Below are 25,959 nucleotides of genomic sequence, written 5' to 3'. Positions count from 1 at the left end.
AACCCGGATAGAAAAAGAATATAAACCGGAAAGATGGAATTTTGTTTAGTTGTAATCAGAAAAAACCTGCCTGGACTTTTGTCCGGCAGGCCGTTATGTAGCGGCAGCCTTCATCCAAGGCTGCCATAGTGCTTATTGAGGCTCAAAAGTTTTACAGTCGGTTTCTTCATTGGTGCTCGCTTTCTTTCCGGTGATCGCCCCGACAAAAATCTCATCCGCCCCGCATTTCCTGCCGTTGCGGTTAAACTTGCAATTGACTACTTCACATAATACATCCTGTGCCACTCTAACCACCTCCTGTGAGATTTGTAAAGTGAGACTAGTGTTTCTGATTAAGTAGCACTTAATAGTCTATTCCCGTATAGAGGCATTTTAAACGCTTTTAAACGGAACCCGCGGGGCTGCCGGTCACCTGATTCAGTATGCCGCTACTCTATAAGCCCTTCATTTTTCAGGAATTCCCTGGCTGTATCTTCAGCACTCATTCCATCAACATTGACTTTATAGTTCATTTCCCGCATCTGGTCGTCTGTGATTTTTCCTGCCAGCTTGTTCAAAGCATCCGCGATTTCCGGATGATCATCAAGCGTCTCTTTCTTTAAAAGGGGAGCCCCCTGATAAGGCGGAAACAGATTTTTATCATCTTCAAGCACCTTCAGATTGTAGGCTTCCAGCTCACTGTCCGTCGAATAGGCATCCACCATATTGATATCGCCGGTTTCAACGGCACTATAGCGAAGCTTAGGCTCCATTGTTTTCACATTAGGAAACTCTATGCCATACAGCTTTTGAATACCCCGGTAGCCATCTTCCCTGTCGGAAAACTCCAGCGTAAAGCCCGGGTTGATATTCTGCTGAACCGCTTTTACATCTGAGATCGTTTCAAGTCCATATTGTGCAGCCAGCTCTTCCGGCACAGCCAGTGCATATGTATTGTTATAGTCCATCGGCTCCAGCATCTCCAGTTCAAACTCTTCTGACATGCCGTCCCTTGCCTGCTCATATACTTCCTGCCGGTCTGTGCTCACTGCCGTTTCTTTTAAAAATTCCGAAATGGCTGTTCCTGTGAACTCAGGGTAGATATCAATATCACCTGAACGGAGTGCATTGAACACAAAAGAAGTCTTGCCAAGCCCTGGCTGCAATTCAACGCTCATATCCGTTTCCTCTTCAATGAGGAGTTTGTACATATTGATCAGGATCTCCGGTTCAGAGCCAAGCTTTCCGGCAATCACGAGATCTTTTTCTCCCTTGCCTGAAACAAACGGCAGAACCATGATGATAATGGCTGCAAGGGCAATCGCCCCGAGCGGGATCAGTGATTTTTTGAATGAAATCTTTTCGAACCTTTTCAGCAGCAGGTCAAATAATATGGCCAGCAGCGCTGCCGGGATTGCTCCCAGTACAATGAGGGATGTATTGTTCCGGTCAATCCCGAGAAGGATGATATCCCCAAGGCCTCCTGCACCGATCAAAGCTGCAAGCGTTGCTGTCCCGACGATCAGGACCATTGCCGTCCTGATCCCTGCCATGATCACTGGCATGGATAGAGGCAATTCAACTTTAATAAGCCGTTTCCAGCTGTTCATCCCCATGGCCCTTGCCGCTTCAATAAGCGAAGGCTCCACTTCTTTTATGCCTGTGTACGTATTCCTCAAAATCGGCAGAAGTGCATAGACGATCAGCGCGATGCTTGCAGGCACTTTCCCGATCCCGAACAGCGGGATAAGGAGCCCTAGCAAGGCGAGGGAAGGAATGGTCTGCAGCACCGCTGTAACGCCGATGACTGCCTCAGCTGCTCTTTTATGCCGCGTCAGATAAATTCCGAGCGGGATTGAAATCAGGACAGCGAAGAAAAGCGCAATGAATGAGATTTGTATATGTTCAATGAGTGCACTGAAAAGCTCTGATTGCCTCTCTTTAAAAACACCGGCCAAATCATTCATTTAGAGCCCCCCTTTCTCCTAAGCTTCCCGCCACATGCCTGATGGCTTCCCTGCGGCTGATTGAACCGACGATGGTCCCGTCTTTTTCAACAGGTATCTCTTCCCTGTCAGTCAGCAGTTCCAGCACTTCCTTTAAACTGGCCGAAGCTGCGACCGCTTCAGAAGACACACTTTCGGCATATCCGGCTTTCATCATTTTTTCAGCTGTAATCTCGCGGCCGCCTCCAGCCTGCGCACCGACAAATTCACGCACAAATTCATCTGCCGGATTTGCAATGATTTCCTCAGGCGCAGCCAGCTGCACAATCTTCCCTTCCTTCATGACGCAAATTCTGTCTCCCAGTTTAAGAGCTTCCTGCATATCATGCGTCACAAACACGATCGTCTTCTTAATATTGCGCTGCAGATCCAGAAGATCATCCTGCAGCTTTTCCCTGCTTAAAGGGTCAAGTGCACTGAAAGGCTCGTCCATCAGAATGATTTCAGGGTCGGCTGCGAGGGCACGGATAACACCGATCCTCTGCTGCTGCCCGCCGGAAAGCTCGCTCGGCTTCCTCGTCAAATATACATCCGGCTCCAGCCCGACCATAGTCAGCAGCTCTGCCGCCCGCTTGCGGATCTTTTCCCGCTCCCATTTTTTCAATTCCGGGACTATAGCGATATTTTCTTCGATCGTCATATGCGGAAAGAGCGCGATTGACTGCAGCACATAGCCGATGCTCCATCGTAATTCATGGATATCATACTCACTGATCCTTTTCCCCTCTATCCTGATCGTTCCCTTCGTGAGATCGATCAGCCGGTTGATCATCTTGAGCGTCGTTGTCTTCCCGCACCCGCTTGGCCCGATCAGCACGAAGAATTCCCCTTTCTTTATCGTAAAATCCAGGGACTCTACCGCCTTCGTTCCGCCGGGGTACTCTTTTGTCACACCCTCAAACTCTATCATGGCTTCTCTCCTTTTCATCGTCCTGTTTACTCTTTATGTATAAACACCATTTTTATTATTGCCTTTTTTGAGCTGTCTGCGGCTCCTGCACCCAGGAAAATTTAACCACCTCACTCCATTAACTCTATTACCTACCCTGTTGCCCATTTTTCCAAACATAGCATTTTTCACTGCCAGCTTCAATTCTCAGTTCTCTTACAAAAAGTAAAAAAGCCGGGAGCAGTCTCCCGGCCTTTATTTGTTTATTTGCTATAATACTCGCCAAGGTATTCTGATACCTGTTCCGGTGTCTTCGCATTTGCGCTGTGAAGATGCCCAAGCTTTTCATCGTTCTTGAATACCAGCAGACTCGGAATGCCCATCACATTATATTCGGCAGCCAAATCAGGCAGTTCGTCTTTGTTCAGCTCATATAGAGGAAACTCCTGAAATTCCTCCAGCACGCTCGGCATGAACATATCCATCCGTTTGCAGTCCGGGCACCAGCCCGCAAAAAACTTTACAGTCACTGTTTCCCCGCTGCCGATTATTTCCCTGAATTCTTTTTCTGTTTTGATCAAATTTGCCATTCTCATCAACCTCCTGCCCTCATTATATACAAAACGTTTCTGCTTATCCTCAAACTTGCTTTCCTTCGAAAATAAGGTATTTCCGTGTTACACTTAAGCATAAAAGAACACAAGTGAGGAGCATGTAACGATGAAAACTTTATGCTTGCTGGGAAGCACCCGCAAAAATGGTAACTCAGAATATTTGGCAGGAAAAATTCTTGAAGGAACAGACCATACTGTTGTTCACCTGGCTGATAAGCATATTGAAGCCATCCACGACCAGCGCCATGCTGAAGGCGGTTTTGATCCGGTCCACGATGACTATGACGAATTGATTGAGCTGATTTTCAGCCATGATGTCATCCTGTTTGCTACTCCCCTGTACTGGTATGGTATGAGCGGCCCAATGAAGAATTTTTTTGACAGATGGTCACAGTATCTTCGCGACGAGCGCTTTAATTTAAAAGAAGAGCTTGCCAGAAAAAAAGCTTATGTAGCCGTAACAGGCGGCACAAGCGCAAAAATCAAGGGACTGCCGCTCATCCAGCAATTTGAATACATATTTGAATTTGTCGGCATGGAATTTGCAGACTATATCATCGGCGCAGGCGTCAAGCCCGGCGAGGTGAAGGAAGACCAGATTGCGCTGGCCAAGGCAGAGGTTTGGAATAAAGGATTGCGCTCATAATAGAAAAGGACCTGCTGGGAGGGCAGGTCCTTTTCTGCTAAGATTTCTTCACTGACTTATTAATATTCTCGATTTTGCCTTCAATGAAAGAAACGAATCTATCATCCTTCTGCGCTTTAAAAATGCTAATCGTTATATCATAGTGCTCAATCGCCTGATTGTATTCTTTTAAGCCTTCATAGCTTATGCTCAGATAATAATAGAGCTCCCCTAAATAGTCCAGCAGATTCGCCTTCACGCACCAGTTAATGCCTTTATAGCAGCACTCTATTGCCTCTTTATATTGTTGAAGGGCCCATAAGCTTCTTGCTTGATTATACAGTACTTTAGTTTTCAAATCCTTATTTTGCAGCTGCGGCAGCTCTTTAATAACCTGAGACGCTTTTTTCAGCAAATCATAGCACTGCTGGAATTCTTTTATATCATAGTGGAAAATGCCCATGCTGATATAAATCTCGAGCTCGGATTCCGTCCAGATCGAAGCATTTTTATGGGTAAGATCAATCGCTTCCTGCAATATTGAAATACTTCTCTCAAAATCTTTTTCCAAGTAAAAGGTGTAGATTCCTTTATTCCAGAGAAGCACCTGGTGGTATTCGGGATTTTCCAGAATTCTAGGATTCTTTTCCTCGACTTTAACAATATCCCTTACCTGGTCATACTCCAGCTTTTTCCGGGCATTATACAGCTGTGTCATTACTTCTTCAACATACTCATTGCTGGCAATGCCGTTCATCCCGAAAAAATAGGAAATATCCACTCCAAGCCTCCGGGCGATAAGATAAAGAGTGGAAGAAAGCGGGATGATATCCCCCCGCTCAATCTTGCTGATCTGCGCCTGTGTGCAGATGCCTTCAGACAGTTCACTCTGCTTAAGCCCTCTTGAAACTCTTAAATCTTTAATTTTTTTCCCAAGATTGCTGCCAAAAATATTCAAACTATCACGTCCTGGATTATCTTTTATTGTAGAATAGCAATAAATCCAGCAAAATAGAAATGATTTATCCGCGGTCAGCTCATATTAAAATGGCTTCATTACCATTAGAACAATCAAAACAACTGCTGCTAAATGTGTATATAAGGTGAATGGCTGCTGTTCTTTGTTTATGCGGTGGTAAGAGTCAGGCAGTGATTCGTCCTTGCCTTCATGATTAGCAAGAAGCTCCTGCTGTGCTTTGACTTTCTTCGGCAGTACTGCTGCTACAATCGGCTGAACAGATATAAAGATTATGATGGAAATGATATACCAGACCTGTTTGAATAAAGCAGGATTCAAAGCTCCAAAAATCAAACCGGTGATCAATAGTATAATACTCCCGTATTTTGCGAGCTTCTCTACTCTCTCATTGATTGAAATACAAAGCATAGCCTGTGAAACCGTTTTTGGAGCCTTTGAAATGATGGGCTGCGCAAAAGCAGCGCCAAGGCCGCACACTGCGGCAATGATATGCACTGTAAGCAGGATGGAATAAAAAGTCAAAGATAAGTTCCCCTTTCAAACTAAATATTTTATATCTCTCTTGTATAATAATACATTTTTGTTAAAATATGAGTATTTCTTACCAATTTAATGGGTAATTTTTCTATTTTATTGAGTCATATACATGAACGACCATTATCATGAGGGTGTTTATAAGGAAATTGGCATGTGTTTTCTTATGCGAAGAAGGTATATATGGAGGTTTTTTAAGCAAATAAAAAAGCCTGAATCCTCCATCAGGAAAATCCAGGCTTTATAATTTAAGATTTAATCCACCAAAGTATGTATGGTGGAGACGGTGGGAGTCGAACCCACGTCCAGAAACATCGCCACTTAAGCTTCTACGAGTGTAGTCAGCATATTTGCGTTTCGCTGCATCTTATGCCTGCTGACAGGCGTCCGTGCAGCTAGTCTGGTTGTTCTCTTCCTTCATCCTCAGACGGTGGAATCCGGCGTAGTCCACTTAGAGTGAGTCCCTTACCCTACCACATGGACGATGGAGGGAGGAACCGCTTAGCGCTATTAGGCAGCTAGAGCGAAGTTGTTTTGTTGTTTGCCAGTTATAGGCTTTGACGTTTTAACGAGGCCGATCCCCTCGACTCGCAACCTAAGCTCGAACTATCCCTGTCGAATCCGTAACGTCCCCATATTGGGCAATGTGCATAACGCATCATTTCCGCTGAGAGCCGGTGCGAATCTTATTCTGCTACTCGGTTTGACGCCAGGAGCGCTCGAAATAGAGGAGCGTAAGTCAGATAGCATCGCTGCTACAATACTTATTATATCATATACAGCACGGATATCAATTGTTAAGTCTTGGATTTACATTTTCTGCCGTTCGCGGAATGCCCGCTCAATATCCCGGCCTGCTTCTTTCTTTTTCAAGGTTTCGCGTTTATCATAATTCTTTTTACCCTTGGCCAGGCCGATCAAAACTTTCGCAAAACCATTTTTCAAATACATTTTCAGCGGTACGATAGAATAACCGGCTTCCTTTGTTTCGCCGATCAGCTTGCTGATTTCTTTATTATGAAGCAGAAGCTTCCTGGTTCTGAGCGGATCATGGTTGTACCGGTTCCCCTGCTCATAAGGGCTGACATGCATGTTGATCAGGAATACCTCCCCGCTGATGATCCTTGCATAAGAATCCTTCAGCTGCACCCTTCCTGCCCGGATAGCCTTAATCTCTGTACCTTGCAGGACGATTCCCGCTTCATAGGTGTCTTCTATAAAATAATCATGATACGCTTTTTTATTTTGGGCGATAACCTTGCCCGTTCCCTTTGGCATATGAATTTCCCCCTCGATCTCTTACACTGATTTTAACAAAAATCTCTCCCAGCAACAATCATGACCCTATATCGGAAAGGAGAGCCACTTGGATGGCTCTCCGGGTTCCAGCTTTTTAGCGTTTCTTTTTCTTACGCTTGGCTTTTGGCGCATTTTCAAAGTGCTTTTTCTCTTTCCGGGCAGGTCCGCCGCTTTTGCCTTTCGAGCTGCCGCTGCGTCCTTTTGGGCCTTCGCCTGCTTTGCCTCTGCGCGGCTTCTTTTCTGTGCTGCCCGTCTTGAACACTCGCGGCGCATCCCGATCATCACGCTTCCGGGGGCCTTTCATGCCGACGATTTCAAAATCTATGGAGCGCTCATCTTTGTTGACATTAATGACGCGTACTGTAATTTCGTCGCCAATCCGGAACACATTGCCGGTTTTCTCGCCGATCATCGCGAAATGGCGTTCATCATAGCGGTAATAATCGTCCGTCATATAGCTGACATGGATCAGACCTTCAATCGTGTTCGGCAATTCGACGAACATGCCGAAGTTTGTAACTGAGCTGATGATGCCATCATATTCTTCGCCAATTTTATCAGCCATATATTCTGCTTTCTTCAGCTCATCTGTTTCCCTTTCAGCTTCGACCGCGCGGCGCTCCATATTGGAGGAATGCTCGGCAATATCAGGAAGCCTTGAATTCATCCGCTCTCTTGTTGCCTGGCTTAAATCGCCTTCAATCAGGTAGGTGCGGATGAGCCTGTGGACAACCAAGTCCGGATACCGGCGGATCGGTGATGTGAAATGAGTATAGAACTCAGTCGACAGTCCAAAGTGGCCGAGGCTCTCAGGATCATATTTCGCCTGCTGCATCGAGCGCAGCATGACGGTCGAAATTACCATTTCCTCAGGTGTACCCTGCACCTCTTCAATGATTTCCTGGAGGGCGCGCGGATGCACAGAGTTTGCCGTGCCTTTTACAATGTAACCGAAGTTTGTAATAAACTCGAAGAATCTTCTCAGCTTATCTTCCTTCGGATCTTCGTGAATACGGTAGATGAACGGCACATCCATCCAATGGAAATGCTCGGCGACCGTTTCATTGGCTGCAAGCATGAATTCCTCGATGAGGCGCTCTGCCACAGAACGTTCGCGGAGTACGACATCACTTGGCTTTCCTTCTTCATCAACAAGAACCTTTGACTCTTTAAAATCAAAGTCGATGGCGCCGCGGCCCATCCGTTTCTTGCGGAGCACCGCTGCCAGCTCTTCCATAAGCTGAAACATCGGGACAAGCGGCTCATAGCGCTTCATCAGCTCTTCGTCTTTATCGGTCAAGATCTTGTTAACGTCATGATAAGTCATACGCTCTGTTGTTTTAATGACACTCTGGAAGATTTCATGATTAACCACTTCACCGGAGCTGTCCATTTCCATTTCACAGGAAAGGGTCAGGCGGTCAACCTGCGGATTAAGGGAACAGATGCCATTGGATAATCTGTGCGGGATCATCGGGATGACCCGGTCCACCAAGTAAACACTTGTCGCCCGTTCTTCCGCTTCCTGATCGATCGGTGTATTCTCGCGCACATAATACGTCACATCGGCAATATGTACTCCGAGCTTATAGTTTCCGTTTTCAAGCTTTGTAACAGTTACCGCATCATCCAGGTCCTTCGCATCAGCGCCGTCAATCGTGACGATTGTCTGGTCGCGGAGATCGCGCCGGTTCTTGATTTCACTTTCATCAATGCTGTCAGGTGTATCATTCGCCTGCTCCAGCACTTCTTTCGGGAATTCCATCGGCAGCCCATGTTTGTGGATGACAGACAGGATATCCACGCCTGGATCATTTTTATGGCCAAGGATCTCAAGGACTTCCCCTTCAGCACTCTTGCGCCCCTCCGGATACGTCGTCAGCTTGACAACGACCTTATGTCCTTCTATTGCCCCTTTAGAAGCTGATTTCGGGATAAAAATATCGCTGGTGAACTTTTTGTCGTCCGGGAGCACAAAGCCGAAATTTTTACTTTCAACATATGTCCCGACAATCTGCTGGACACCTCGTTCGAGAATGCGCACGACCGTCCCTTCACGCCTCTGGCCGGAAGATTCAGAAGAAACCCTTGCAAGGACAATATCGCCATGCATAGCATTATTCGTCTCATTCGGCGGTATAAAGATATCATCAAGGCCAGGCTCTTCAGGAATGACAAAAGCAAAGCCTTTTGCATGGCCGGACAGCTTACCTTTGATCAGATTCATCCTGTCCGGCAGGCCGTAGCGGTTGCTCCGTGTCCGGACAACAAGCCCTTTCTGCTCCATGACCACAAGGGCCTTCACAAAGTCTTTAAAATCGGAAGAATCCTCGATTCCGAATGCCTCTTCCATCTCCTGGACGGTCAGTGGCTTATATGCTTCATCTTTCATAAAGTGGAGAAGCTTATCCACGATTTGCTTAATATTATTTTCCATCTATGCTATCCCTCCTAAATAAAGGATTTAAACAGTCCAATCCAGCGATTCCAGGAACTGATATACATCCTCATGCAGCTGATCCTTTTCCTTGTCCAATGTGATGACGTGGCCGGACTCTTCATACCATTTCAGCTTTTTATTATCATTCTCCACTTCGCTGAAGATGATGTTCGCGCTGTCGGTATTGATCATGGCATCATGACGGGCCTGAGCCACAAAGGTTGGGGAATAGATCATATCCACATGATTCCTCACATCGGCGATCAGCTCCTGCAGCGCTTTAAGTGTCTCCATCGGAGTTTTCCTGAATTCAGCCATTTCCTGTTCAATCTGCTCAGGGGATTTGCCTTCAAGCCTCTTATACTCGCTGGCATAGTGAAGGATGCCCTGATACATGACTTCCTCGCTCTTAATATACATTGGTGCACACATTGGAACGATACCCTTTATAGGAACAGTGTAACCTAATTTCAAGGAAAATACCCCGCCAAGCGAAAGCCCGGCAACTGCAATCTCTTCATAGCCCTGTCCCTTCAGCAGCTCATAGCCTTCCATAACATCCTTCCACCAGTCCTCAGGTCCGGTATGGACCAGCTCTTCAGGCGGCACCCCGTGTCCCTTATACTGTGGCGCATGGCAGGTATACCCCTTGGTCTGCAAAAACCGTCCAAGCATCCTGACATCCGCAGTATTGCCTGTAAAGCCGTGCAAAAGCAGGACAGCCCTTTTTCCGCCTTCAAAGGTAAATGGTTTCGGTGCAACAATCTTCATTTTGAAAACTCCTTTTGCTATGTAAATGATTTCTTTGATAAGTTCAGCTTCCTTATTTTTAGCAAAGCCGCGCCCAACAATCCACTAAAACGGCTTATCGGCAGCTGCAGGAAAAATATTCCGTTCAGCGGCAAATAAAAAACCTGACCTTCTGGGCCAGGCAGCAGCTTTATTATTTTACAAAATAAGCGACAGCAATTGTTAAAACAAAAAACAGTACAGATAACACAATCGTCACACGGTGGAGTATAAGATCAAGCCCGCGCGCCTTTTGCTTGCCGAAAAGCTGCTCGGCACCACCTGAAATCGCGCCGGAAAGACCCGCACTTTTTCCTGATTGAAGAAGTACAACAACTATAAGAGCAACTGAAACAATAATCAACAGCGTAATTAATAATGTGTACATGAAGTCCACCTCCTGAAACGTACAATCACATTATTCTTAATTTATCATATTTTGGCGGATTGGACAATAGCAATGTTGGTTTGCGGAAGATTGAGCGGGTGTTATTTGAGAAGGGAAAAGACGGTGCCGGATGAATTGGAGCACGTGGAGGAAGGAGCATTGGGTGTGGGGGATTTAGTTAGCAGCTCAAGAAGGAGGACAGGACATGGGGGACGAAATAATTAAATAATACATTTATAAGGAGGAAGATATGATTGTTAAAGAATTAACAGTACCAAAGCGGATATTAGCCCTGGAAGCTCTGCTGCGCCGGCTGGAGGAAGGGAGTCCTGACTGGCACCGTGTTAAGGAAGATCTTGCGAAACGCTGGGCGGGCTACTATGGTGAATTGTCTTTGGATTATTATTTGCAGATGCTGCCGGAAAAAGAGTATCTGGTACTGCATGATCTGCGACTCGGCCTGTCCGGCAGCTTTTTTCAAATTGATCTACTTGTGCTGCATGCTCATTTTGCATTAATCCTGGAGGTTAAAAACATACTTGGCACCCTTGTATTCGATAAGCAATTCAGCCAGATGATCCGCACCCAGGATGAAAAAGAAGAAGGCTTCCCCGATCCGATCGCTCAGGCAGAACATCATAAAAAACAGCTGGCCCGCTGGTTAGCGGAACGCAGCATCCCTCTCCCCGTCGAATCCCTCGTTGTTATCAGCAAACCATCCACTGTCCTCAAAGCGAACTCCCCAGCCATCAGCAGAACGGTCATCCACAGCCACCGCCTCCTTGGGAAGATAGAAGACTTGAGCGGCCGCTATCAACAAGCGCTCCTGGATGCGAGAGAGCTGAGAAAAACCTCTAGATTGTTGATCAAACACCATACACCTGAAAAAATTGATATTCTGTCCAGGATGAGAGTCAGCCGGGAGAATGTGAGGATGGGTGTCCATTGCGGCGGCTGCGGCCATATTCCGGTTATAAGGGTATATGGTACTTGGTTTTGCCCGAAATGCGGGTTGAAGGACAAGTCAGCGCATATCGCAGCTTTGAAGGACTACTTCCTTTTGTTTGGGAAGGAGATTACGAATGGGGGATTTCGGGAGTTTGCGGGGGTGGAATCCGTCCATACAGCTTCAAATATACTAGCAAGCTCAAATTTAGTGGTCTCAGGCAGAGGAAAAGGGCGCAAATACAGCGCACCAGCAGATTGGTGGAATGGGTAAAAAGCGTTTATTAGCAACTTTTTCCGTATATTAGCAACTTTTCAAATTTATTAGCAACTTTTTTGTTTTATTAGCAACTTTCAGGATATATTAGCAACTTTTGGATTTTATTAGCAACTAGCCCTGAGCGCGGCCACTAAACTCCAACCAGGTACCATGTATCAGCTCGAAAAACCAAAACCCAAAAAAACACCAGCCCCCAAGGCTGGTGTCTCCCCCAAAAAAGAATTACTTCTTCAGGTTATAAAAAGATTTCAGTCCATCATATACAGCCAGATCGCCAAGCTCGTCTTCAATGCGAAGAAGCTGGTTGTATTTCGCGATGCGGTCTGTACGGCTCATAGAACCAGTTTTGATTTGGCCTGCGTTTGTTGCAACAGCGATGTCAGCGATTGTGGCATCTTCTGTTTCACCTGAACGGTGGGATACAACTGCAGTGTAGCCTGCGCGCTTAGCCATTTCGATTGCTTCGAAGGTTTCAGTCAGTGTACCGATCTGGTTCACTTTGATCAGGATGGAGTTGCCAACGCCCTGCTCGATACCTTGTGCAAGCTTCTTAGTGTTAGTTACGAAAAGGTCATCTCCGACAAGCTGAACTTTTCCGCCGATGCGGTCAGTCAGAAGCTTGTGGCCTTCCCAGTCGTTTTCATCCAGTCCGTCTTCGATTGAAAGAATTGGGAATTCGTTTACCAGCTCTTCGTAGAAGTTAACCATATCTTCTGAAGATAAGCCAGTGCGGCCTTCGCCTGCAAGATCGTATTTGCCTGTTTCTTTGTTGTAGAACTCAGAAGAAGCAACGTCCATGCCAAGAAGAATGTCTTTGCCTGGCTCATAGCCGGCACTCTTGATTGCTTCGATGATGACTTCAAGCGCTTCGCGGTTAGAACCAAGGTTTGGAGCGAATCCGCCTTCGTCGCCGACTGCTGTGTTAAGGCCTTTGCCTGAAAGAACTTTCTTAAGCGCGTGGAATACTTCAGCACCCATGCGGATTGCTTCCTTGAAAGTAGGAGCTCCTACAGGAAGGATCATGAATTCCTGGAAGTCAACGTTGTTGTCAGCATGTGATCCGCCGTTGATGATGTTCATCATTGGAGTTGGAAGCTGCTTCGCGTTGAATCCGCCAAGGTAACGGTATAATGGCAGGCCTACAGATTCAGCTGCAGCGTGCGCACAAGCCATGGATACGCCAAGGATTGCGTTAGCGCCCAATTTGCCTTTGTTTTCAGTACCGTCAAGCTCGATCATTGTGCGGTCGATTCCGACTTGGTCAGTTACATCCATGCCGATGATCGCTTCTGAGATCAGGTTGTTTACGTTGTCCACTGCGTTTTGAACACCTTTTCCAAGGTAGCGGGACTTGTCTCCGTCGCGAAGCTCAACTGCTTCATGCTCGCCTGTTGATGCTCCTGAAGGAACGATTGCTCTTCCGAAGAATCCTGATTCTGTCAATACTTCTACTTCTACTGTTGGGTTACCGCGGGAATCTAATACTTCGCGGGCATAAACGTGCTGGATAAATGGCATAGTAAAATCTCTCCTTAAAATGGGATTATTTTTTTAAAATCGTTGTACCGGTCATTTCTACCGGCTTGTCAACTCCGAGCAGGTCAAGCATGGTTGGGGCAAGATCAGCAAGGATTCCGTCCTCGCGCAGCTCATCCCCTTCTTTTGTTACGATGACAGGCACCGGATTCGTGGTGTGTGCTGTCATTGGATTGCCTTCAAGGGTGACAACTTCGTCTGCATTTCCATGGTCAGCTGTGATGATGGCATGACCGCCTTTTTGAATGATCAGGTCAACAATGCGGCCAAGGCATTCATCCACAGTTTCGATTGCTTTCACTGTCGGCTCGAGCATTCCGGAGTGCCCGACCATATCAGGATTAGCAAAGTTCAGGATGATAGCATCAAAGTTATCTGCTTCTATTTCTTTCACGAGGGCATCGGTTACTTCATATGCACTCATTTCAGGCTGAAGATCATAGGTTGCCACTTTTGGCGAATTGATGAGGATCCGTTCTTCGCCTGGGAATTTCTCTTCACGCCCGCCGCTCATAAAGAATGTTACGTGCGGGTATTTCTCAGTTTCAGCGATGCGCAGCTGTTTAAGATTGTTCTGGGCCAAAACCTCGCCGACCGTGTTGTCCAGGTTGTTTGGCTTGAACGCTACATAGCCGTCAACGGTTTCGCTGAAGTGGGTGAAGCAGACAAAGTGCAGATTCTGCGGGTGCCCTGGGCCCCTGTCAAAGGATCTGAAATCTTTGTTTGTGAATGTATTGGAAATCTGGATCGCACGGTCAGGGCGGAAGTTGTAGAAAATGACAGAGTCATTGTCTTCAATGGTTGCCACCGGTTCTCCGTTTTCCCTTGTAATCACGGATGGAATGACGAACTCGTCAAAGATTCCGTTTTTGTAGTTGTCTTCGACAAGATCAAGCGGATCGGAATAAGATGGTCCATCTCCGTACACCATCGCACGGTAGGATTTCTCCACACGATCCCAGCGCTTGTCGCGGTCCATGGAATAGTAGCGCCCTGAGATGGTCGCAAATTCGCCTACTCCATATTCCTTGATTTTTTCCTGTGCTTCTTTGATATATTTCTCGGCTGTTTTCGGACCGACGTCTCGGCCGTCAAGGAAACCGTGGATATATACCTTTTTTAGTCCCTCATCAGCTGCAAGCTTCAGCAGGGCGTACAGGTGGTGGATATGGCTGTGGACACCGCCGTCGGACAAAAGGCCAAACAGATGGAGAGCTTTATCGTTCTCCTTCGCATGGTTAATTGCGTCTAAAAAGGTTTGATTCTTTTCAAACTCGCCTTCACGGATGGCCACATTCACCCTTGTCAGGCTCTGGTAGACGATCCTTCCGGCACCGATATTCAGGTGTCCTACTTCCGAGTTCCCCATCTGCCCTTCAGGAAGGCCGACTGCTTCTCCGCTTGCCTGCAGGGTAGAGTGGGGATATTTGTTCCAATAACGCTCAAAGTTCGGTTTGTTCGCTTGAGCAACTGCGTTTCCCATCCGTTCACCGCGCAGGGCGAATCCGTCCAGGATAATCAGTGCTACTGGGGATTTACTCATTCTTGCCTGCCTCCAGTAATTGAAGGAATGAGTTCGGCTCAAGGCTCGCCCCTCCGACCAGTGCACCATCGATATCAGGCTGGGCCATGTATTCTTTGATGTTTTCCGGCTTAACGCTTCCGCCGTACTGGATGCGGACTGCCTCAGCTGCCGCAGTTGAGAACTCCTCGCCTACCACCTGGCGGATATGGGCGCAAACTTCGTTTGCATCCGCAGAAGTGGAAGATTTGCCTGTCCCGATTGCCCAGATAGGCTCATAAGCGATAACAGTCTGCTTCACCTGGTCTTCTGTCAGGCCGGCAAGGGCTTTTTTCACCTGGCTGCCGACGATTTCAGTTGTTTCGCCGTTTTCGCGCTGTTCGAGCGATTCGCCGACACAAACAATCGGTGTCAGGTTGTAGTTGAACGCAGCCAAAGTCTTTTTGTTAACAGCTTCGTCTGTTTCGTTGAACATTTCACGGCGCTCTGAGTGACCAAGCACTACATAAGATACACCAATGTCCTGAAGGGCTTTCGGGCTGATTTCGCCTGTGAAAGCACCGCTTTCTTCAAAGTGCATATTTTGGGCGCCGATTGCGACGTCATGGCCTTCTGCACTTTCAACAAGTCGCTCTAAGAATAAAGCTGGAGCACAAACGACTGTATCAACATCTTCCTTTGAAGGTACAAGGCCGTTGATTTCCTCTAAGAAGCTTTTCGCTTCAGGCAGGGTTTTATGCATTTTCCAGTTGCCTGCAATAATTGATTTACGCATTCCGGCACATCCTTTCAACTCTTTTGCTTATTTATCATTTAAAGCCGTTACACCAGGAAGCTCTTTTCCTTCGATGAATTCGAGGGAAGCGCCGCCGCCTGTTGAGATATGGCTCATTTTATCAGCAAGATCAAACTTTTCGACTGCAGCCGCAGAGTCTCCGCCGCCGATTACCGAATATGTATCCTGGGATTCAGCAAGGGCTTCGGCTACTGCTTTCGTTCCGCCTGCAAATGCATTCAGTTCAAACACACCCATAGGGCCGTTCCAGATGACAAGCTTGCTTGATTTGATGACATCCTGATAGATGGCACGTGTCTTCGGACCGATATCAAGCGCTTCCCAGTCTGAAGGGATTTCTTCAATGGAAACTTCTTTAATATTGGCATCCTCGGAGAAATCATCCGCAACAAGCACATCGACAGGCATATAGAATTTAACGCCTTTTTCCTCTGCCTTTTTCATGAACGAATTGGCAAGATCGATTTTGTCTTCTTCAAGAAGGGATTTCCCGATTTCATGGCCTTGTGCTTTAACGAACGTATAAGCAAGACCTCCGCCGATGATCAGATTATCTACCTTATCAAGCAGGTTTTCGATAACACCGATTTTGTCCTTTACCTTCGCTCCGCCGACAATTGCCGTAAACGGGCGCTCCGGATTGGACATCGCTTTTCCAAGAACGTCCAGTTCCTTTTCCATCAGCAGGCCGGAAACAGCCGGAAGATGGTGTGCAATGCCTTCAGTTGAAGCATGGGCACGGTGGGCAGCGCCGAATGCGTCATTTACATACACATCCGCAAGTTCTGCAAACGCCTTTGCCAGCTCAGGATCATTCTTTTCCTCACCAGGGTAGAAGCGGACGTTTTCAAGAAGGAGAACATCGCCCTCAGCCATTTCGGAAACCAACCCTTGTACAGCTTCACCGTAGGCTTCGTCTGCTTTCTTTACATCCTTGCCCAACAGCTCTGATAAGCGCTTGGCAACTGGTGTAAGGCGCAGTTCTTCTACTGCCTGGCCTTTTGGACGGCCAAGGTGGCTTGCAAGGATGACTTTAGCTCCCTGTTCAGTCAAGTACTGAATGGTAGGAAGAGCTGCTGTGATGCGAGTTTCGTCCGTAATAGAGCCATCTTTCATCGGCACGTTAAAGTCCACACGGCAAAAAACGCGTTTACCTTTTAAATCAATGTCTTTTACGCTTTTTTTGTTCACGGCAAAGGACCTCCCAGTTTCTGATAGTGTTCAAAAGAAAAGGGAGAGGGAATTGTTTCCCGCTCCCCTTTTCCCCATCATTATAGATGTTCGCTATTTTTTTATCCAATAAAACAGGGTTTTAAAGGAAAGCTTCGGTTCCCGGAGTTCATACAGGACCAAACAATAGCTTATTTATTGTTTTAAATCGTGCCTATTAAAGGCCTTGCTTTCCAATGTAGTCTACAAGGTCTACAACGCGGTTAGAGTAGCCTGACTCGTTGTCATACCAAGAGATTACTTTTACCATGCTGCCTTCCATAACCATTGTTGACAATGCATCAATAGTAGAAGAAGCAGGGCTTCCGTTGTAGTCGCTTGATACAAGCGGCTCTTCGCTGTAAGCAAGGATTCCTTTAAGGTCGCCTTCTGAAGCTGCTTTGAATGCTGCGTTGATTTCTTCAGCTGTTACGTCTTTGTCAAGCTCAGCAACAAGGTCAACAAGAGAAACGTTTGGAGTTGGAACACGCATAGCTCCGCCGTTCAGCTTGCCTTTCAGTTCAGGCAATACAAGGGAAACTGCTTTTGCAGCACCAGTTGTAGTTGGGATGATGTTTTCAGCAGCTGCACGCGCACGACGGTAGTCTTTGTGCGGAAGGTCAAGGATCTGCTGATCATTTGTGTAGGAGTGAACAGTAGTCATCATACCGCGCTTGATGCCGAACTTGTCGTTCAATACTTTAGCGAATGGCGCTAAGCAGTTTGTTGTACAAGATGCATTTGAGATAACGTGGTGGCTTCCTGCATCATATTTGTCATGGTTAACACCCATAACGATTGTGATATCTTCGTCAGAAGCTGGAGCTGAGATGATAACCTTCTTCGCGCCTGCTTCTAAGTGTTTAGCTGCATCGTCGCGCTTTGTGAAGCGTCCAGTAGATTCTACTACTACTTCAACGCCAAGGTCTCCCCATCCAAGCTGAGCAGGATCGAGCTCTGCAAGAACCTTCACTCTTTGGCCGCCTACTACCAGGAAATCTCCGTCTACAGAAACTTCTTCGTTAAGTGTGCCGTGAACTGTGTCATATTTTAAAAGGTGTGCAAGCATGTTTGCATCTGTAAGGTCGTTTACCGCTACAACTTCTACTTCTGAGTTCTTAAGTGCTGCGCGGAATACGTTGCGCCCGATTCTTCCAAATCCATTAATACCAACTTTAACTGCCATGTTAATATTTCCTCCTTTAGATAGTAGGGATATTTGTTAGTTTTATATTAAAGGGGATTACCCTTTTAACAACTGTTTTGCTGCGCCTTCATCCGTGATCAGGATCGTTGAGGACGGCGCCTGTTTCATATAGGCCCTTATTGCCTTTGCCTTCGAAGACCCTCCGGCAACTGCAATAACATGTTCGATATCTGCCAGGTCTTTGAGCTGAAGCCCTATGGTCTGCACTTTATGGACCACTTCGCCCGCTTCATCGAAATAATAGCCGAATGCTTCTCCTACTGCTTTCCGCTCCTGAATCTTCAATAAGTCCTCCGGTGTCGTTTTACGGCGCTCCGCCATTGTTATAGCGTCTCCAATTCCATGTAAAACCATTCCAGCGGATTGTATCAGATTCAATACTTCATTAATAACGGGTTCCTTCATGATTGTCTCGTACATCGTCTTGCTTACCTGATCCGGGACATGAAGGAATTTGTGGCGGGAGGCTGTGTGCTCCGCCATCATGGCGCAGATGGTATTCGCCTGGTTTTTGACCTCCTCGCCGATGCCGCCCCGTGCAGGGACGAACAGCAATTCGTCGTCAAAGAGATTGGGCGTCAGCATCTCCGCCACGGCCGCCATGGTCGATCCGCCCGTTACAGCAACGGTATTCTTCCCTTTAAGCCGCTGTTTCATACTGGCCGCACAGGCCCTGCCAAGCTCGCTTTTCACCCATGGTGATTCATCGCTGTTGCCGGCAACCACAATCACCTGCCGGACGCCAAGGACTTCTTTCAGCCTTGCTTCCAGTATGTCTATACCCGTTATGTCTCTCATTATGCTTTCAAGTCTTTCCAGTAAATCCTTGCCTTCGGCTGTCAGGTTCATACCTGAACTTGCTACAGAGATAAGATTTTGATTCTTTAGGAAATCAACCTCGCTTCTAAGCACTCTTTCCGTTGATCCAAGGCTCACTGCCAGACTTCTTCGGCCCACCGGCTGCATAAAACCTATGTACTGAAGAATTTGGTAGCGTTTTTGCATAACAGTAAGTAAATCAGGCAATAATCTTTTTTGTATATCGATCAATGAGTCCATCGCATGCCCCTTTTTTAGAAGTATTCCACATAGGAACGTTCTAACGTGGTCAATTTCTGTCCCGCATAGACATATTATGTCCCGCTTGAACCAAAAAAAATCACCCCTGTGTTACAATTACATTCTAGCAGGAGTGATTTGCGAATTCAACTGATTAGAACCGGTTTTTTGCTGTAAGCGCTTCATATAGCGTAAATTGATCAATCCGCCCAAACTGGACCTCTTCCCCATCCAGTTCCACGACCGGAATCATAAGCCCGTACCGTTCAGTCAGATCATCGCTGGCGCTGATATCCACTTCCTCAAGCTCAAATTCATGCTCTGCTTGAAGATCCAGGATTAATTTTTTTGCATTATCGCACAAATGGCAGCCTTCTCTTGTATATAATCGCATCTGTCGATCTTTCACTATACTTCCTTCTTTCTTCATTCATATCTTTTGCGTTTCACTGAAGAGGGGATGCCCAGCTGGTCCCTGTATTTGGCGACCGTCCGCCTGGAAATGACGATAGCATCCCCCTTCTCCAGTATGCTCATGATCTCCGAGTCAGAAAGAGGCTTCAGTTTATCCTCAGCTTCTACCATGGCAGCAATCTTCTTCTTCACACTTGCTGACGAAGCACCATCGGCACCGGTAGTCTTTACCGCGCTTGTAAAAAAGGTCTTCAGCTCAAATGTGCCAAAAGGAGTCTGGACATACTTTTCGCGGACCGTCCGGCTTACTGTCGACTCATGGATTTCCAATTCATCCGCGATTTCTTTCATTGTCATCGGTCTCAGCTTTGCAGGCCCTTCAATGAAAAAATCCTGCTGTTTTTCTACCAGCTTCATTGTAACCTTTTTAATCGTATCTTTCCTTTGTTCCAAACTGCGGACAATCCAATTATAGTCCTGCGACCGGTCCTGGAGGTATTTCCTGACCTCTTTGTCGCCAGTGCTTTTAAAGCTTTCATAATACTGGCTGTTAAAGCTGACTTTTGGGAGCAGCTCATCCTGGACGGTTATCAGGAAAGAGCTGCCGTCCCAGCTGACAGCCACATCAGGAACAATATAGCCTGCACTTTCTTTTGAAAAAGCCGCTGCAGGCCTTGGATTGAGCGTTCTGACTAAATCGGAGACACGCTGGATATCCTTCAGCTCCACACCAAGGAGCGAAGCCAGCTGCTTCCACTTTTTATCGGCGAACCATTCGAAATGCTCTTCCATGATCACTTCAGCGAGATCATCCGGGCGCAAAAGCCGCTGCACCTGCAAAAGGAGGCATTCCTGCAGTGTCCGCGCCCCAATGCCCGCCGGCTCCAGAAGCTGAAGCTCTGCGAGTGCTTCAGCTGCATCGCCTTCACTGACGCAGAGCTCATCCGCAATTTCTGTGACACTTTCACGCAAGTAACCGTTTTCATCTATACTTTTAATAATCCTTCTGATGATCTTGTCCATCAGAGGAGATATATATTTAATTTCAAGCTGTGAGATCAAATAATCCTCAAGCAGATTGTCTTTTGCCCTGATCTGCTCGATCCACGATCTGTCATCCTTTTTCAGCTTGCTGCTTGCACCTCTGACTCTGTCGCGGCGCGGATCCATCGCCCTTACATTTTCTGTCTCTATCTGCATAAGGGGATTTTCAAGCGCCCTGCTCTCCAAAAAGGCCGTAAGCTCAAGCGCAGAATATTGAAGGAGCGCAATCGCCTGGGACAACTCCTGTGTCATCGCCAATTTAAGCGACTGCTGCTGAAATAAACCTGCATTCATGTTCATTGCACATTCCCCCTTCTTCTATTTTACATGATGGAAGGGGAATGGTGAATGGGAATATAGATAAAGAAAGCAGAAGCTTTTCGCATTCCGGACTATGGCAGGTGATTCCATGATGTTCATCCCGCGAAGCTGTAAAGCATCTTTCAAACGAAAAAAAGCCTCCAGCCCTATAACAGGCAGGAGGCTTTTGGTACGCCCTCGGCAGGAATCGAACCCACATCTCAAGAACCGGAATCTTACGTGCTATCCGTTGCACCACGAGGGCAAATCATACAAGTCTTCTATAAGACACTAGTATATAATACTAAAGCCGGCCGCTTTTTGTCAATGGTTAAACAATAATTGACTATAGCGGCCGATTTTATTTAAAGTTTTTCTCGATATACTTCTGTTCCTCTTTTTCGCTCAGGAGTCCTTTGGCTTCCCCGACAGTACCGCCCTGGAGCTTCCAGATGCTGTTATGGTCCCTGGCTGCAGACGAAAAGTCGCCCTCACTCCATCTTTTAAGGATATCCAGGTATAAATCTGAATGCTGGTAGTTCATTTCATTGGCTTCCACCACATAGATCAGCCTGCTGATCCTGTCAGGAGTGATCTGCAGTGCGCCCCATTTATTTTCCGCTTTCACCTTTTGATGGCTCATATCATGGATGGCCTGCTGTACAGCTGATTCTTCCATATTGCCCGGGAACAGCTTTTTCAAGTCCTTTTCCCCTTTGGACGAAGCTGACCTTTCTTCCGCAGCCCGTTCTCCCTTTCCTAGTGAAGTATAATTATAGGCAGCATATCCGGCCAGTGCCAGGATGATCAGGCCCAGCCCTGCAAGCCGCAGCTTATTATGAAAAAATGATTTCTTTTTTTTAGACAAAATCGCAGCCTCCAGCATTAATTTACATGCCCGTATCCCCACTTCAATTTTCAGCTTCCTTTGTTTAAAAATAGAAGAGGTGGGTATGATGGTTATGGATAAGGAAATTTTTATCAATGCAATTATTATACCGCATTAAGCAGGTATATCCTGCTAAAGAGAGAATAAAATGATTGCAGCATATATTGGATTTCCATAAGCGATTTGTTTGACCTTTATTGACCATCAGTGTATCATAATGATTACATACAGAACCCAAAATATTTCTTCTTATGGAAGAACATGCTTTAATCCGTTGTATGTTGGATCTTTATCTTGAAGGAGGAACTGACAAATGAATTTAATCCCTACAGTTATTGAACAGACAAACAGGGGCGAGCGCGCATACGATATTTATTCACGCCTTCTGAAAGACCGCATCATCATGCTTGGTAGTGCGATCGATGATAATGTGTCAAACTCCATTGTAGCTCAGCTGCTATTCCTGGAAGCAGAAAACCCTGAAAAGGATATCACTTTGTACATCAACAGCCCTGGCGGCAGCATCACTGCCGGTATGGCGATTTATGATACGATGCAGTACATCCGTCCGAAGGTTTCCACAGTCTGCATCGGGATGGCCGCTTCCATGGGTGCATTCCTTCTGGCAGCAGGCGAGAAAGGCAAGCGTTTTGCCCTTCCAAACAGTGAAGTCATGATCCATCAGCCGCTGGGCGGAGCTCAGGGCCAGGCAACAGAAATCGAAATTGCCGCAAAGCGCATTCTTTTCCTTCGCGAAAAGCTGAACCAAATCCTTTCAGAACGCACAGGCCAGCCGCTTGAAGTGATCGCTAAGGATACTGACCGCGACAACTTCATGACAGCTGAGAGAGCATTGGAATACGGCCTGATCGACCAGATCATCAGCCGCAATGTCCTGGAAGAAAAGAAAGACAAGTAAAGAGAGCAAGAGGGCTGACAGGTTCAGCCCTCTTTTTTATGGTTAAAGAGATTATGGTGTTAAACAAAGAAAAAGCGCCCTGCACAAATGCTCAGGGTGCCTTTTCAGTTTTTTTCAGCTTTCCTGCTGGATATATTGCGAAAGCTCTTCGAGTGCTTCCTCTTCATCACTTCCATCAGCCACCAGGTTTACAACAGAGCCGGTGCTGACTGCAAGGCTCATAAGGCCCATGATGCTCTTCGCATTGACCTTCTTTCCGTCCTTCTCCAAAAAGATATCTGAAGAAAAGCGGTTTGCTTCCTGGACAAACAAGGCGGCAGGTCGGGCCTGCAGGCCGGTCCGCAGCTTTACTTCCACTTGTTTTTCAACCATTTCTCTCTAACCTCCCATATTATCTTATTTCTAATTGCCTGTTATGGATTCACCTAAACGCAGTTTTTCTGCTATTTCATCTATTTTTCTAAGCCGGTGATTAATGCCTGATTTGCTGATATGGCTGCCTGACACCATCTCCCCAAGCTCCTTCAGGGTTACATCCTGATAGGCCACCCGAAGCTCTGCAATTTCCCTGAGCTTTTCCGGGAGTATATCAAGGCCGACCGTATCCTTGATATAACGGATATTCTCGACCTGCCTGAGAGCCGCGCCGATTGTTTTATTAAGATTGGCGGTCTCGCAGTTTACAAGCCTGTTCACCGAGTTCCTCATATCCCTGACAATCCGGATATCCTCAAAGCGCAGCAGCGCTCCGTGGGCACCGATGATGTTCAGGAATTCGGTGATCTTCTCGGCTTCCTTCAAATACGTGATATAGCCTTTTTTTCTTTCAAGTGTCTTGCTGTTCAATCCAAATGTATTCATTAATTCACACAAAGAATCATTATGCTCTTTGTATAGTGAAAAAATTTCCAAGTGATAAGATGATGTTTCAGGGTTGTTCACCGAGCCGCCGGCAAGGAAGGCGCCGCGCAGATAGGAGCGCTTGCAGCATTTCTTTTTCACAAGCTCCTCTGAAATATCATGGGTAAAATCAAATCCCTCTTTCAGGATCTTCAGGTCGGCGAGTATTTCCTGCGCCTGCTGCGCCAGTCTTACAATATAGACGTTATTCTTTTTCAGGCGCATCTTTTTTCGTACAAGCAGCTCCACTTGAACGGTGTAATTCTTTTTCGTCAGTGTATAAATTCTTCTCGCTATAGCGGCATTCTCTGTCTGGATATCCACAATTAGTTTCCGGCTGGAAAAAGAGAGTGATCCGTTCATCCGAATAAGCGCTGATAATTCAGCCTTGCCGCAGCAGTCTTTAACTTCAAGGTTGGTTAGTTCCTTTTTCGTTTCCGAAGCGAAAGACATACCTTCACCCCCCGCCCAGACAAACGCTTGCACATTTATATTTACGCTTTATATCGCTTGCTGGTTTCATTTATTAGTAAAGAAAATAAAATATCTGCTACTTCCTGTGTATCATGGCGGATGACGCCGCCGTCCAGGCTGACGATTTCGCCGTGGACAACCTCGAGGCCCAGCCCCTGCAGGTTGGCCACATCATAATGGACAGGCTTGGCCAGTTCCTCGCTGTACCGCTCCTGTACTTTTTGCGGAATATCTTCCTTATTGACAAGGATCGTATTGATAAAAGAACAGTTCATATGGTCATATATGGCCTTTACATGATCGCTCGCCGTAAAATCAAGCGTCTCCCCTGCCTGCGTCATCAGATTGCAGATATAGACCTTTTTGGCCTTCGCATTGCAGACCTCTCTTCCCAGGTTCGGAACAAGGAGGTTTGGAAGTATGCTTGTATAAAGGCTGCCAGGCCCGATGATGATCAGATCCGCCTGCCTGATGGCCTGGATGGTCTCCGGCAGGGCATTGACATCCTCAGGGCTCAGGAAGACTTTTTTAATTTTTTTCCCTGAGTATGGAATCTTGGATTCTCCCGAAACAATTGTCCCATCCTCCATCTCAGCATGGAGGACGACACTCTGGTCTGCAGCCGGAAGAACCTTTCCCCTAACATTGAGAACCTTGCTCATTTCCTGGATGGCATGAGTGAAATTGCCTGTGATCGAGGTCATAGCAGCAAGGATCAGGTTGCCGAGTGAATGGCCGGAAAGCTCATTCGCGGTGCTGAACCTGTGCTGGAACATTTCCTCGATGAGCGGCTCCACATCAGACAGTGCAGCTAAAACATTTCGAATATCCCCAGGGGGAGGAATCTGCAGTTCATTCCGGAGGCGGCCCGAGCTCCCGCCATCATCAGCCACCGTCACGATGGCTGTGATATCTGCAGGATGCTTCTTCAAACCGCGCAGGAGGACCGGGAGCCCTGTGCCTCCCCCTATGATGACGATTCTAGGCTGTTCTGTACCTGTCATGTTGTTTTATCCTTTCTCCTCTCGATATCGCGATGAGTGATATGTGTATGGTAATCCGCTTCATAAAAGCGGGCAATATACTCAGCTAGTGCTACAGAACGGTGCTGGCCGCCTGTGCAGCCGATCGCGATCACCAGCTGGGCCTTGCCCTCGCGCTTATAGTGAGGGAGCATGAAGCTCAGCAGATCTGTAACCTTTTCGAGAAATTTATTGGTTTCATTCCATTTCAGTACATATGTCGACACATCTTCGTCCAAGCCGGTTTTCGGCCTCATGCTCTCGATGTAATGGGGATTCGGCAGAAATCGTACATCAAACACAAGATCTGCGTCTATCGGCAGGCCATGCTTAAAGCCAAATGACATTACATTGACGGTAAACGTCGTCTTCCGGTTGACTGAAAACTGATCAAGGATTTTTTCCCTCAGCTCCCGCGGCTTCATGTTTGATGTTTTATATATCAGCTGGGCCCTCCCCTTCAGCTCCTCCAGAAGCTCCCTTTCAAGTTTGATGCCTTCAAGAGGCAAACCTGACGGAGCAAGGGGATGGGAACGACGCGTTTCCTTGTAGCGCCTGACCAATGTAGAGTCATCCGCATCCAGATACAAAATCTGCGGAGCCACCCATGAAGTTTCGGCCAAATCGTCCAGCGCCTTGAATAGATGATCAAAGAACTCCCTGCCGCGAAGGTCCATGACCAGTGCAACCTTATTCATCTTATTCCCTGATTCCTTCATCAGTTCAAGAAATTTCGGAAGCAGAGTCGGAGGCAGGTTATCCACACAGAAAAAGCCAAGATCCTCAAAACTCTGGATCGCCACTGTTTTCCCTGCTCCCGACATCCCAGTTATTATGACCATTTGTGTATCAGTCGCCGCACCGCTGCTCATTCCTATTCTCCCCCTGTAATCTATATTAT

At 46.8% G+C, this 25,959-nt stretch carries 26 protein-coding genes, 1 tRNA gene and 1 other RNA gene; 3 read left to right on the top strand and 25 right to left on the bottom strand.

Annotated features, from left to right (window positions below; translation table 11 throughout):
• Positions 1-132 precede the first annotated feature (132 nt).
• The 4 genes from Q9R36_RS17375 to Q9R36_RS17360 all read right to left on the bottom strand — a co-directional run bounded on the left by Q9R36_RS17375 (position 133) and on the right by Q9R36_RS17360 (position 3,464).
• Entirely contained in the window at positions 133-285 is a 153-nt protein-coding gene (locus tag Q9R36_RS17375; protein WP_009793092.1) for a DUF1540 domain-containing protein, read from the bottom strand.
• 143 nt (positions 286-428) lie between these two features.
• Positions 429-1,946 (bottom strand): osmoprotectant update ABC transporter permease/substrate-binding subunit OpuFB, encoded by a 1,518-nt coding sequence (gene opuFB / locus Q9R36_RS17370; RefSeq protein WP_253618316.1) that lies wholly within the window; start codon positions 1,944-1,946, stop codon positions 429-431.
• Positions 1,939-2,895 carry an osmoprotectant update ABC transporter ATP-binding subunit OpuFA gene (opuFA, locus tag Q9R36_RS17365; protein WP_311225622.1) on the bottom strand — a complete coding sequence of 319 codons (957 nt, stop codon included), beginning with the start codon at positions 2,893-2,895 and terminating at the stop codon, positions 1,939-1,941. Before opuFA ends, opuFB begins: the two co-directional genes overlap by 8 nt.
• A gap of 242 nt (positions 2,896-3,137) precedes the next feature.
• The gene (locus Q9R36_RS17360; protein ID WP_129613369.1) at positions 3,138-3,464 is read right to left on the bottom strand and encodes a thioredoxin family protein; all 327 of its coding nucleotides are present in this window, start codon (positions 3,462-3,464) and stop codon (positions 3,138-3,140) included.
• 130 nt (positions 3,465-3,594) lie between these two features.
• On the opposite strand from Q9R36_RS17360, the gene Q9R36_RS17355 reads away from it, so the two are divergent.
• A complete protein-coding gene (locus Q9R36_RS17355) occupies positions 3,595-4,134 on the top strand; it encodes a flavodoxin family protein (protein WP_311225621.1) in 540 nt (179 codons plus the stop codon).
• A gap of 37 nt (positions 4,135-4,171) precedes the next feature.
• Here the strand turns inward: Q9R36_RS17355 and Q9R36_RS17350 are convergent, their stop codons facing one another.
• The 7 genes from Q9R36_RS17350 to secG form a co-directional block, all read right to left on the bottom strand.
• Positions 4,172-5,071 (bottom strand): helix-turn-helix domain-containing protein, encoded by a 900-nt coding sequence (locus Q9R36_RS17350; protein ID WP_009793087.1) that lies wholly within the window; start codon positions 5,069-5,071, stop codon positions 4,172-4,174.
• Between the two features lie 84 nt (positions 5,072-5,155).
• Positions 5,156-5,614: a DUF2269 domain-containing protein gene (locus Q9R36_RS17345; protein WP_311225620.1), complete on the bottom strand. Its 459-nt coding sequence runs from the start codon at positions 5,612-5,614 to the stop codon at positions 5,156-5,158.
• Positions 5,615-5,901: 287 nt separating this feature from the next.
• Positions 5,902-6,260, bottom strand: a transfer-messenger RNA (tmRNA) gene (gene ssrA / locus Q9R36_RS17340).
• A 176-nt stretch (positions 6,261-6,436) separates the two neighbouring features.
• A complete protein-coding gene (smpB, locus tag Q9R36_RS17335; protein ID WP_009793084.1) occupies positions 6,437-6,904 on the bottom strand; it encodes an SsrA-binding protein SmpB in 468 nt (155 codons plus the stop codon).
• A gap of 115 nt (positions 6,905-7,019) precedes the next feature.
• A complete protein-coding gene (rnr, locus tag Q9R36_RS17330; protein ID WP_148948926.1) occupies positions 7,020-9,362 on the bottom strand; it encodes a ribonuclease R in 2,343 nt (780 codons plus the stop codon).
• Between the two features lie 27 nt (positions 9,363-9,389).
• On the bottom strand, positions 9,390-10,136 hold the full coding sequence (locus Q9R36_RS17325) for an alpha/beta hydrolase (RefSeq protein ID WP_009793082.1): 747 nt from the start codon (positions 10,134-10,136) through the stop codon (positions 9,390-9,392).
• A 172-nt stretch (positions 10,137-10,308) separates the two neighbouring features.
• Complete coding sequence (gene secG, locus Q9R36_RS17320) at positions 10,309-10,542, bottom strand: preprotein translocase subunit SecG (RefSeq protein WP_009793081.1); 234 nt, start codon at positions 10,540-10,542, stop codon at positions 10,309-10,311.
• 250 nt (positions 10,543-10,792) lie between these two features.
• On the opposite strand from secG, the gene Q9R36_RS17315 reads away from it, so the two are divergent.
• Positions 10,793-11,761 (top strand): nuclease-related domain-containing protein, encoded by a 969-nt coding sequence (locus Q9R36_RS17315; protein ID WP_009793080.1) that lies wholly within the window; start codon positions 10,793-10,795, stop codon positions 11,759-11,761.
• A gap of 228 nt (positions 11,762-11,989) precedes the next feature.
• Here Q9R36_RS17315 and eno read toward each other — a convergent pair whose 3' ends face one another.
• The 10 genes from eno to Q9R36_RS17265 all read right to left on the bottom strand — a co-directional run bounded on the left by eno (position 11,990) and on the right by Q9R36_RS17265 (position 21,722).
• Complete coding sequence (gene eno / locus Q9R36_RS17310; protein ID WP_009793079.1) at positions 11,990-13,285, bottom strand: phosphopyruvate hydratase; 1,296 nt, start codon at positions 13,283-13,285, stop codon at positions 11,990-11,992.
• Positions 13,286-13,310: 25 nt separating this feature from the next.
• A complete protein-coding gene (gene gpmI / locus Q9R36_RS17305) occupies positions 13,311-14,846 on the bottom strand; it encodes a 2,3-bisphosphoglycerate-independent phosphoglycerate mutase (protein WP_129613363.1) in 1,536 nt (511 codons plus the stop codon).
• Positions 14,839-15,600, bottom strand: coding sequence for a triose-phosphate isomerase (gene tpiA / locus Q9R36_RS17300; protein WP_009793077.1), 762 nt, complete (start codon positions 15,598-15,600; stop codon positions 14,839-14,841). The genes gpmI and tpiA overlap by 8 nt, the downstream gene beginning before the upstream one ends.
• A 27-nt stretch (positions 15,601-15,627) precedes the next feature.
• Positions 15,628-16,812, bottom strand: a complete 1,185-nt coding sequence (locus Q9R36_RS17295; protein ID WP_101549481.1) for a phosphoglycerate kinase — start codon at positions 16,810-16,812, stop codon at positions 15,628-15,630.
• Between the two features lie 196 nt (positions 16,813-17,008).
• Complete coding sequence (gene gap / locus Q9R36_RS17290; protein WP_311225619.1) at positions 17,009-18,016, bottom strand: type I glyceraldehyde-3-phosphate dehydrogenase; 1,008 nt, start codon at positions 18,014-18,016, stop codon at positions 17,009-17,011.
• 57 nt (positions 18,017-18,073) lie between these two features.
• The gene (locus tag Q9R36_RS17285; protein ID WP_009793074.1) at positions 18,074-19,096 is read right to left on the bottom strand and encodes a sugar-binding transcriptional regulator; all 1,023 of its coding nucleotides are present in this window, start codon (positions 19,094-19,096) and stop codon (positions 18,074-18,076) included.
• A gap of 154 nt (positions 19,097-19,250) precedes the next feature.
• Positions 19,251-19,505, bottom strand: coding sequence for a glutaredoxin family protein (locus Q9R36_RS17280; protein WP_224949684.1), 255 nt, complete (start codon positions 19,503-19,505; stop codon positions 19,251-19,253).
• Positions 19,506-19,522: 17 nt separating this feature from the next.
• Positions 19,523-20,854, bottom strand: a complete 1,332-nt coding sequence (rpoN, locus tag Q9R36_RS17275) for an RNA polymerase factor sigma-54 (RefSeq protein WP_311225618.1) — start codon at positions 20,852-20,854, stop codon at positions 19,523-19,525.
• Positions 20,855-21,047: 193 nt separating this feature from the next.
• Positions 21,048-21,119 (bottom strand) — tRNA-Arg (locus Q9R36_RS17270).
• Positions 21,120-21,215: 96 nt separating this feature from the next.
• Positions 21,216-21,722, bottom strand: coding sequence for a DUF6241 domain-containing protein (locus Q9R36_RS17265; RefSeq protein WP_022544379.1), 507 nt, complete (start codon positions 21,720-21,722; stop codon positions 21,216-21,218).
• Positions 21,723-22,056: 334 nt separating this feature from the next.
• On the opposite strand from Q9R36_RS17265, the gene clpP reads away from it, so the two are divergent.
• Positions 22,057-22,662 carry an ATP-dependent Clp endopeptidase proteolytic subunit ClpP gene (clpP, locus tag Q9R36_RS17260; RefSeq protein ID WP_009793069.1) on the top strand — a complete coding sequence of 202 codons (606 nt, stop codon included), beginning with the start codon at positions 22,057-22,059 and terminating at the stop codon, positions 22,660-22,662.
• A 114-nt stretch (positions 22,663-22,776) separates the two neighbouring features.
• Here clpP and Q9R36_RS17255 read toward each other — a convergent pair whose 3' ends face one another.
• Genes Q9R36_RS17255 through rapZ form a run of 4 tightly spaced genes read right to left on the bottom strand, consistent with a single transcriptional unit; the run spans position 22,777 to position 25,930 of the window.
• Complete coding sequence (locus Q9R36_RS17255; protein ID WP_009793068.1) at positions 22,777-23,034, bottom strand: HPr family phosphocarrier protein; 258 nt, start codon at positions 23,032-23,034, stop codon at positions 22,777-22,779.
• A gap of 30 nt (positions 23,035-23,064) precedes the next feature.
• Positions 23,065-24,015 carry a DNA-binding protein WhiA gene (gene whiA / locus Q9R36_RS17250; protein ID WP_009793067.1) on the bottom strand — a complete coding sequence of 317 codons (951 nt, stop codon included), beginning with the start codon at positions 24,013-24,015 and terminating at the stop codon, positions 23,065-23,067.
• 41 nt (positions 24,016-24,056) lie between these two features.
• On the bottom strand, positions 24,057-25,040 hold the full coding sequence (locus Q9R36_RS17245; RefSeq protein ID WP_094768526.1) for a gluconeogenesis factor YvcK family protein: 984 nt from the start codon (positions 25,038-25,040) through the stop codon (positions 24,057-24,059).
• Complete coding sequence (rapZ, locus tag Q9R36_RS17240) at positions 25,037-25,930, bottom strand: RNase adapter RapZ (RefSeq protein WP_009793065.1); 894 nt, start codon at positions 25,928-25,930, stop codon at positions 25,037-25,039. Before rapZ ends, Q9R36_RS17245 begins: the two co-directional genes overlap by 4 nt.
• Positions 25,931-25,959 lie beyond the last annotated feature (29 nt).

Source organism: Bacillus sp. AG4(2022) (assembly GCF_031844465.1).
GTDB lineage: Bacteria > Bacillota > Bacilli > Bacillales > Cytobacillaceae > Bacillus_AB > Bacillus_AB infantis.
Note: the sequence above shows the minus strand (reverse complement) of the source record. Positions and strands in the feature narration are given on the sequence as shown.

Bases quoted from the DNA above. Each gene is read 5' to 3' on its own strand.
- opuFB (WP_253618316.1), bottom strand. From the start codon at position 1,946: ATGAATGATTTGGCCGGTGTTTTTAAAGAGAGGCAATCAGAGCTTTTC.
- opuFA (WP_311225622.1), bottom strand. From the start codon at position 2,895: ATGATAGAGTTTGAGGGTGTGACAAAAGAGTACCCCGGCGGAACGAAG.
- Q9R36_RS17360 (WP_129613369.1), bottom strand. From the start codon at position 3,464: ATGGCAAATTTGATCAAAACAGAAAAAGAATTCAGGGAAATAATCGGC.
- Q9R36_RS17355 (WP_311225621.1), top strand. From the start codon at position 3,595: ATGAAAACTTTATGCTTGCTGGGAAGCACCCGCAAAAATGGTAACTCA.
- smpB (WP_009793084.1), bottom strand. From the start codon at position 6,904: ATGCCAAAGGGAACGGGCAAGGTTATCGCCCAAAATAAAAAAGCGTAT.
- rnr (WP_148948926.1), bottom strand. From the start codon at position 9,362: ATGGAAAATAATATTAAGCAAATCGTGGATAAGCTTCTCCACTTTATG.
- Q9R36_RS17325 (WP_009793082.1), bottom strand. From the start codon at position 10,136: ATGAAGATTGTTGCACCGAAACCATTTACCTTTGAAGGCGGAAAAAGG.
- secG (WP_009793081.1), bottom strand. From the start codon at position 10,542: ATGTACACATTATTAATTACGCTGTTGATTATTGTTTCAGTTGCTCTT.
- Q9R36_RS17315 (WP_009793080.1), top strand. From the start codon at position 10,793: ATGATTGTTAAAGAATTAACAGTACCAAAGCGGATATTAGCCCTGGAA.
- eno (WP_009793079.1), bottom strand. From the start codon at position 13,285: ATGCCATTTATCCAGCACGTTTATGCCCGCGAAGTATTAGATTCCCGC.
- gpmI (WP_129613363.1), bottom strand. From the start codon at position 14,846: ATGAGTAAATCCCCAGTAGCACTGATTATCCTGGACGGATTCGCCCTG.
- tpiA (WP_009793077.1), bottom strand. From the start codon at position 15,600: ATGCGTAAATCAATTATTGCAGGCAACTGGAAAATGCATAAAACCCTG.
- gap (WP_311225619.1), bottom strand. From the start codon at position 18,016: ATGGCAGTTAAAGTTGGTATTAATGGATTTGGAAGAATCGGGCGCAAC.
- Q9R36_RS17285 (WP_009793074.1), bottom strand. From the start codon at position 19,096: ATGGACTCATTGATCGATATACAAAAAAGATTATTGCCTGATTTACTT.
- rpoN (WP_311225618.1), bottom strand. From the start codon at position 20,854: ATGAACATGAATGCAGGTTTATTTCAGCAGCAGTCGCTTAAATTGGCG.
- clpP (WP_009793069.1), top strand. From the start codon at position 22,057: ATGAATTTAATCCCTACAGTTATTGAACAGACAAACAGGGGCGAGCGC.
- Q9R36_RS17255 (WP_009793068.1), bottom strand. From the start codon at position 23,034: ATGGTTGAAAAACAAGTGGAAGTAAAGCTGCGGACCGGCCTGCAGGCC.
- whiA (WP_009793067.1), bottom strand. From the start codon at position 24,015: ATGTCTTTCGCTTCGGAAACGAAAAAGGAACTAACCAACCTTGAAGTT.
- Q9R36_RS17245 (WP_094768526.1), bottom strand. From the start codon at position 25,040: ATGACAGGTACAGAACAGCCTAGAATCGTCATCATAGGGGGAGGCACA.
- rapZ (WP_009793065.1), bottom strand. From the start codon at position 25,930: ATGAGCAGCGGTGCGGCGACTGATACACAAATGGTCATAATAACTGGG.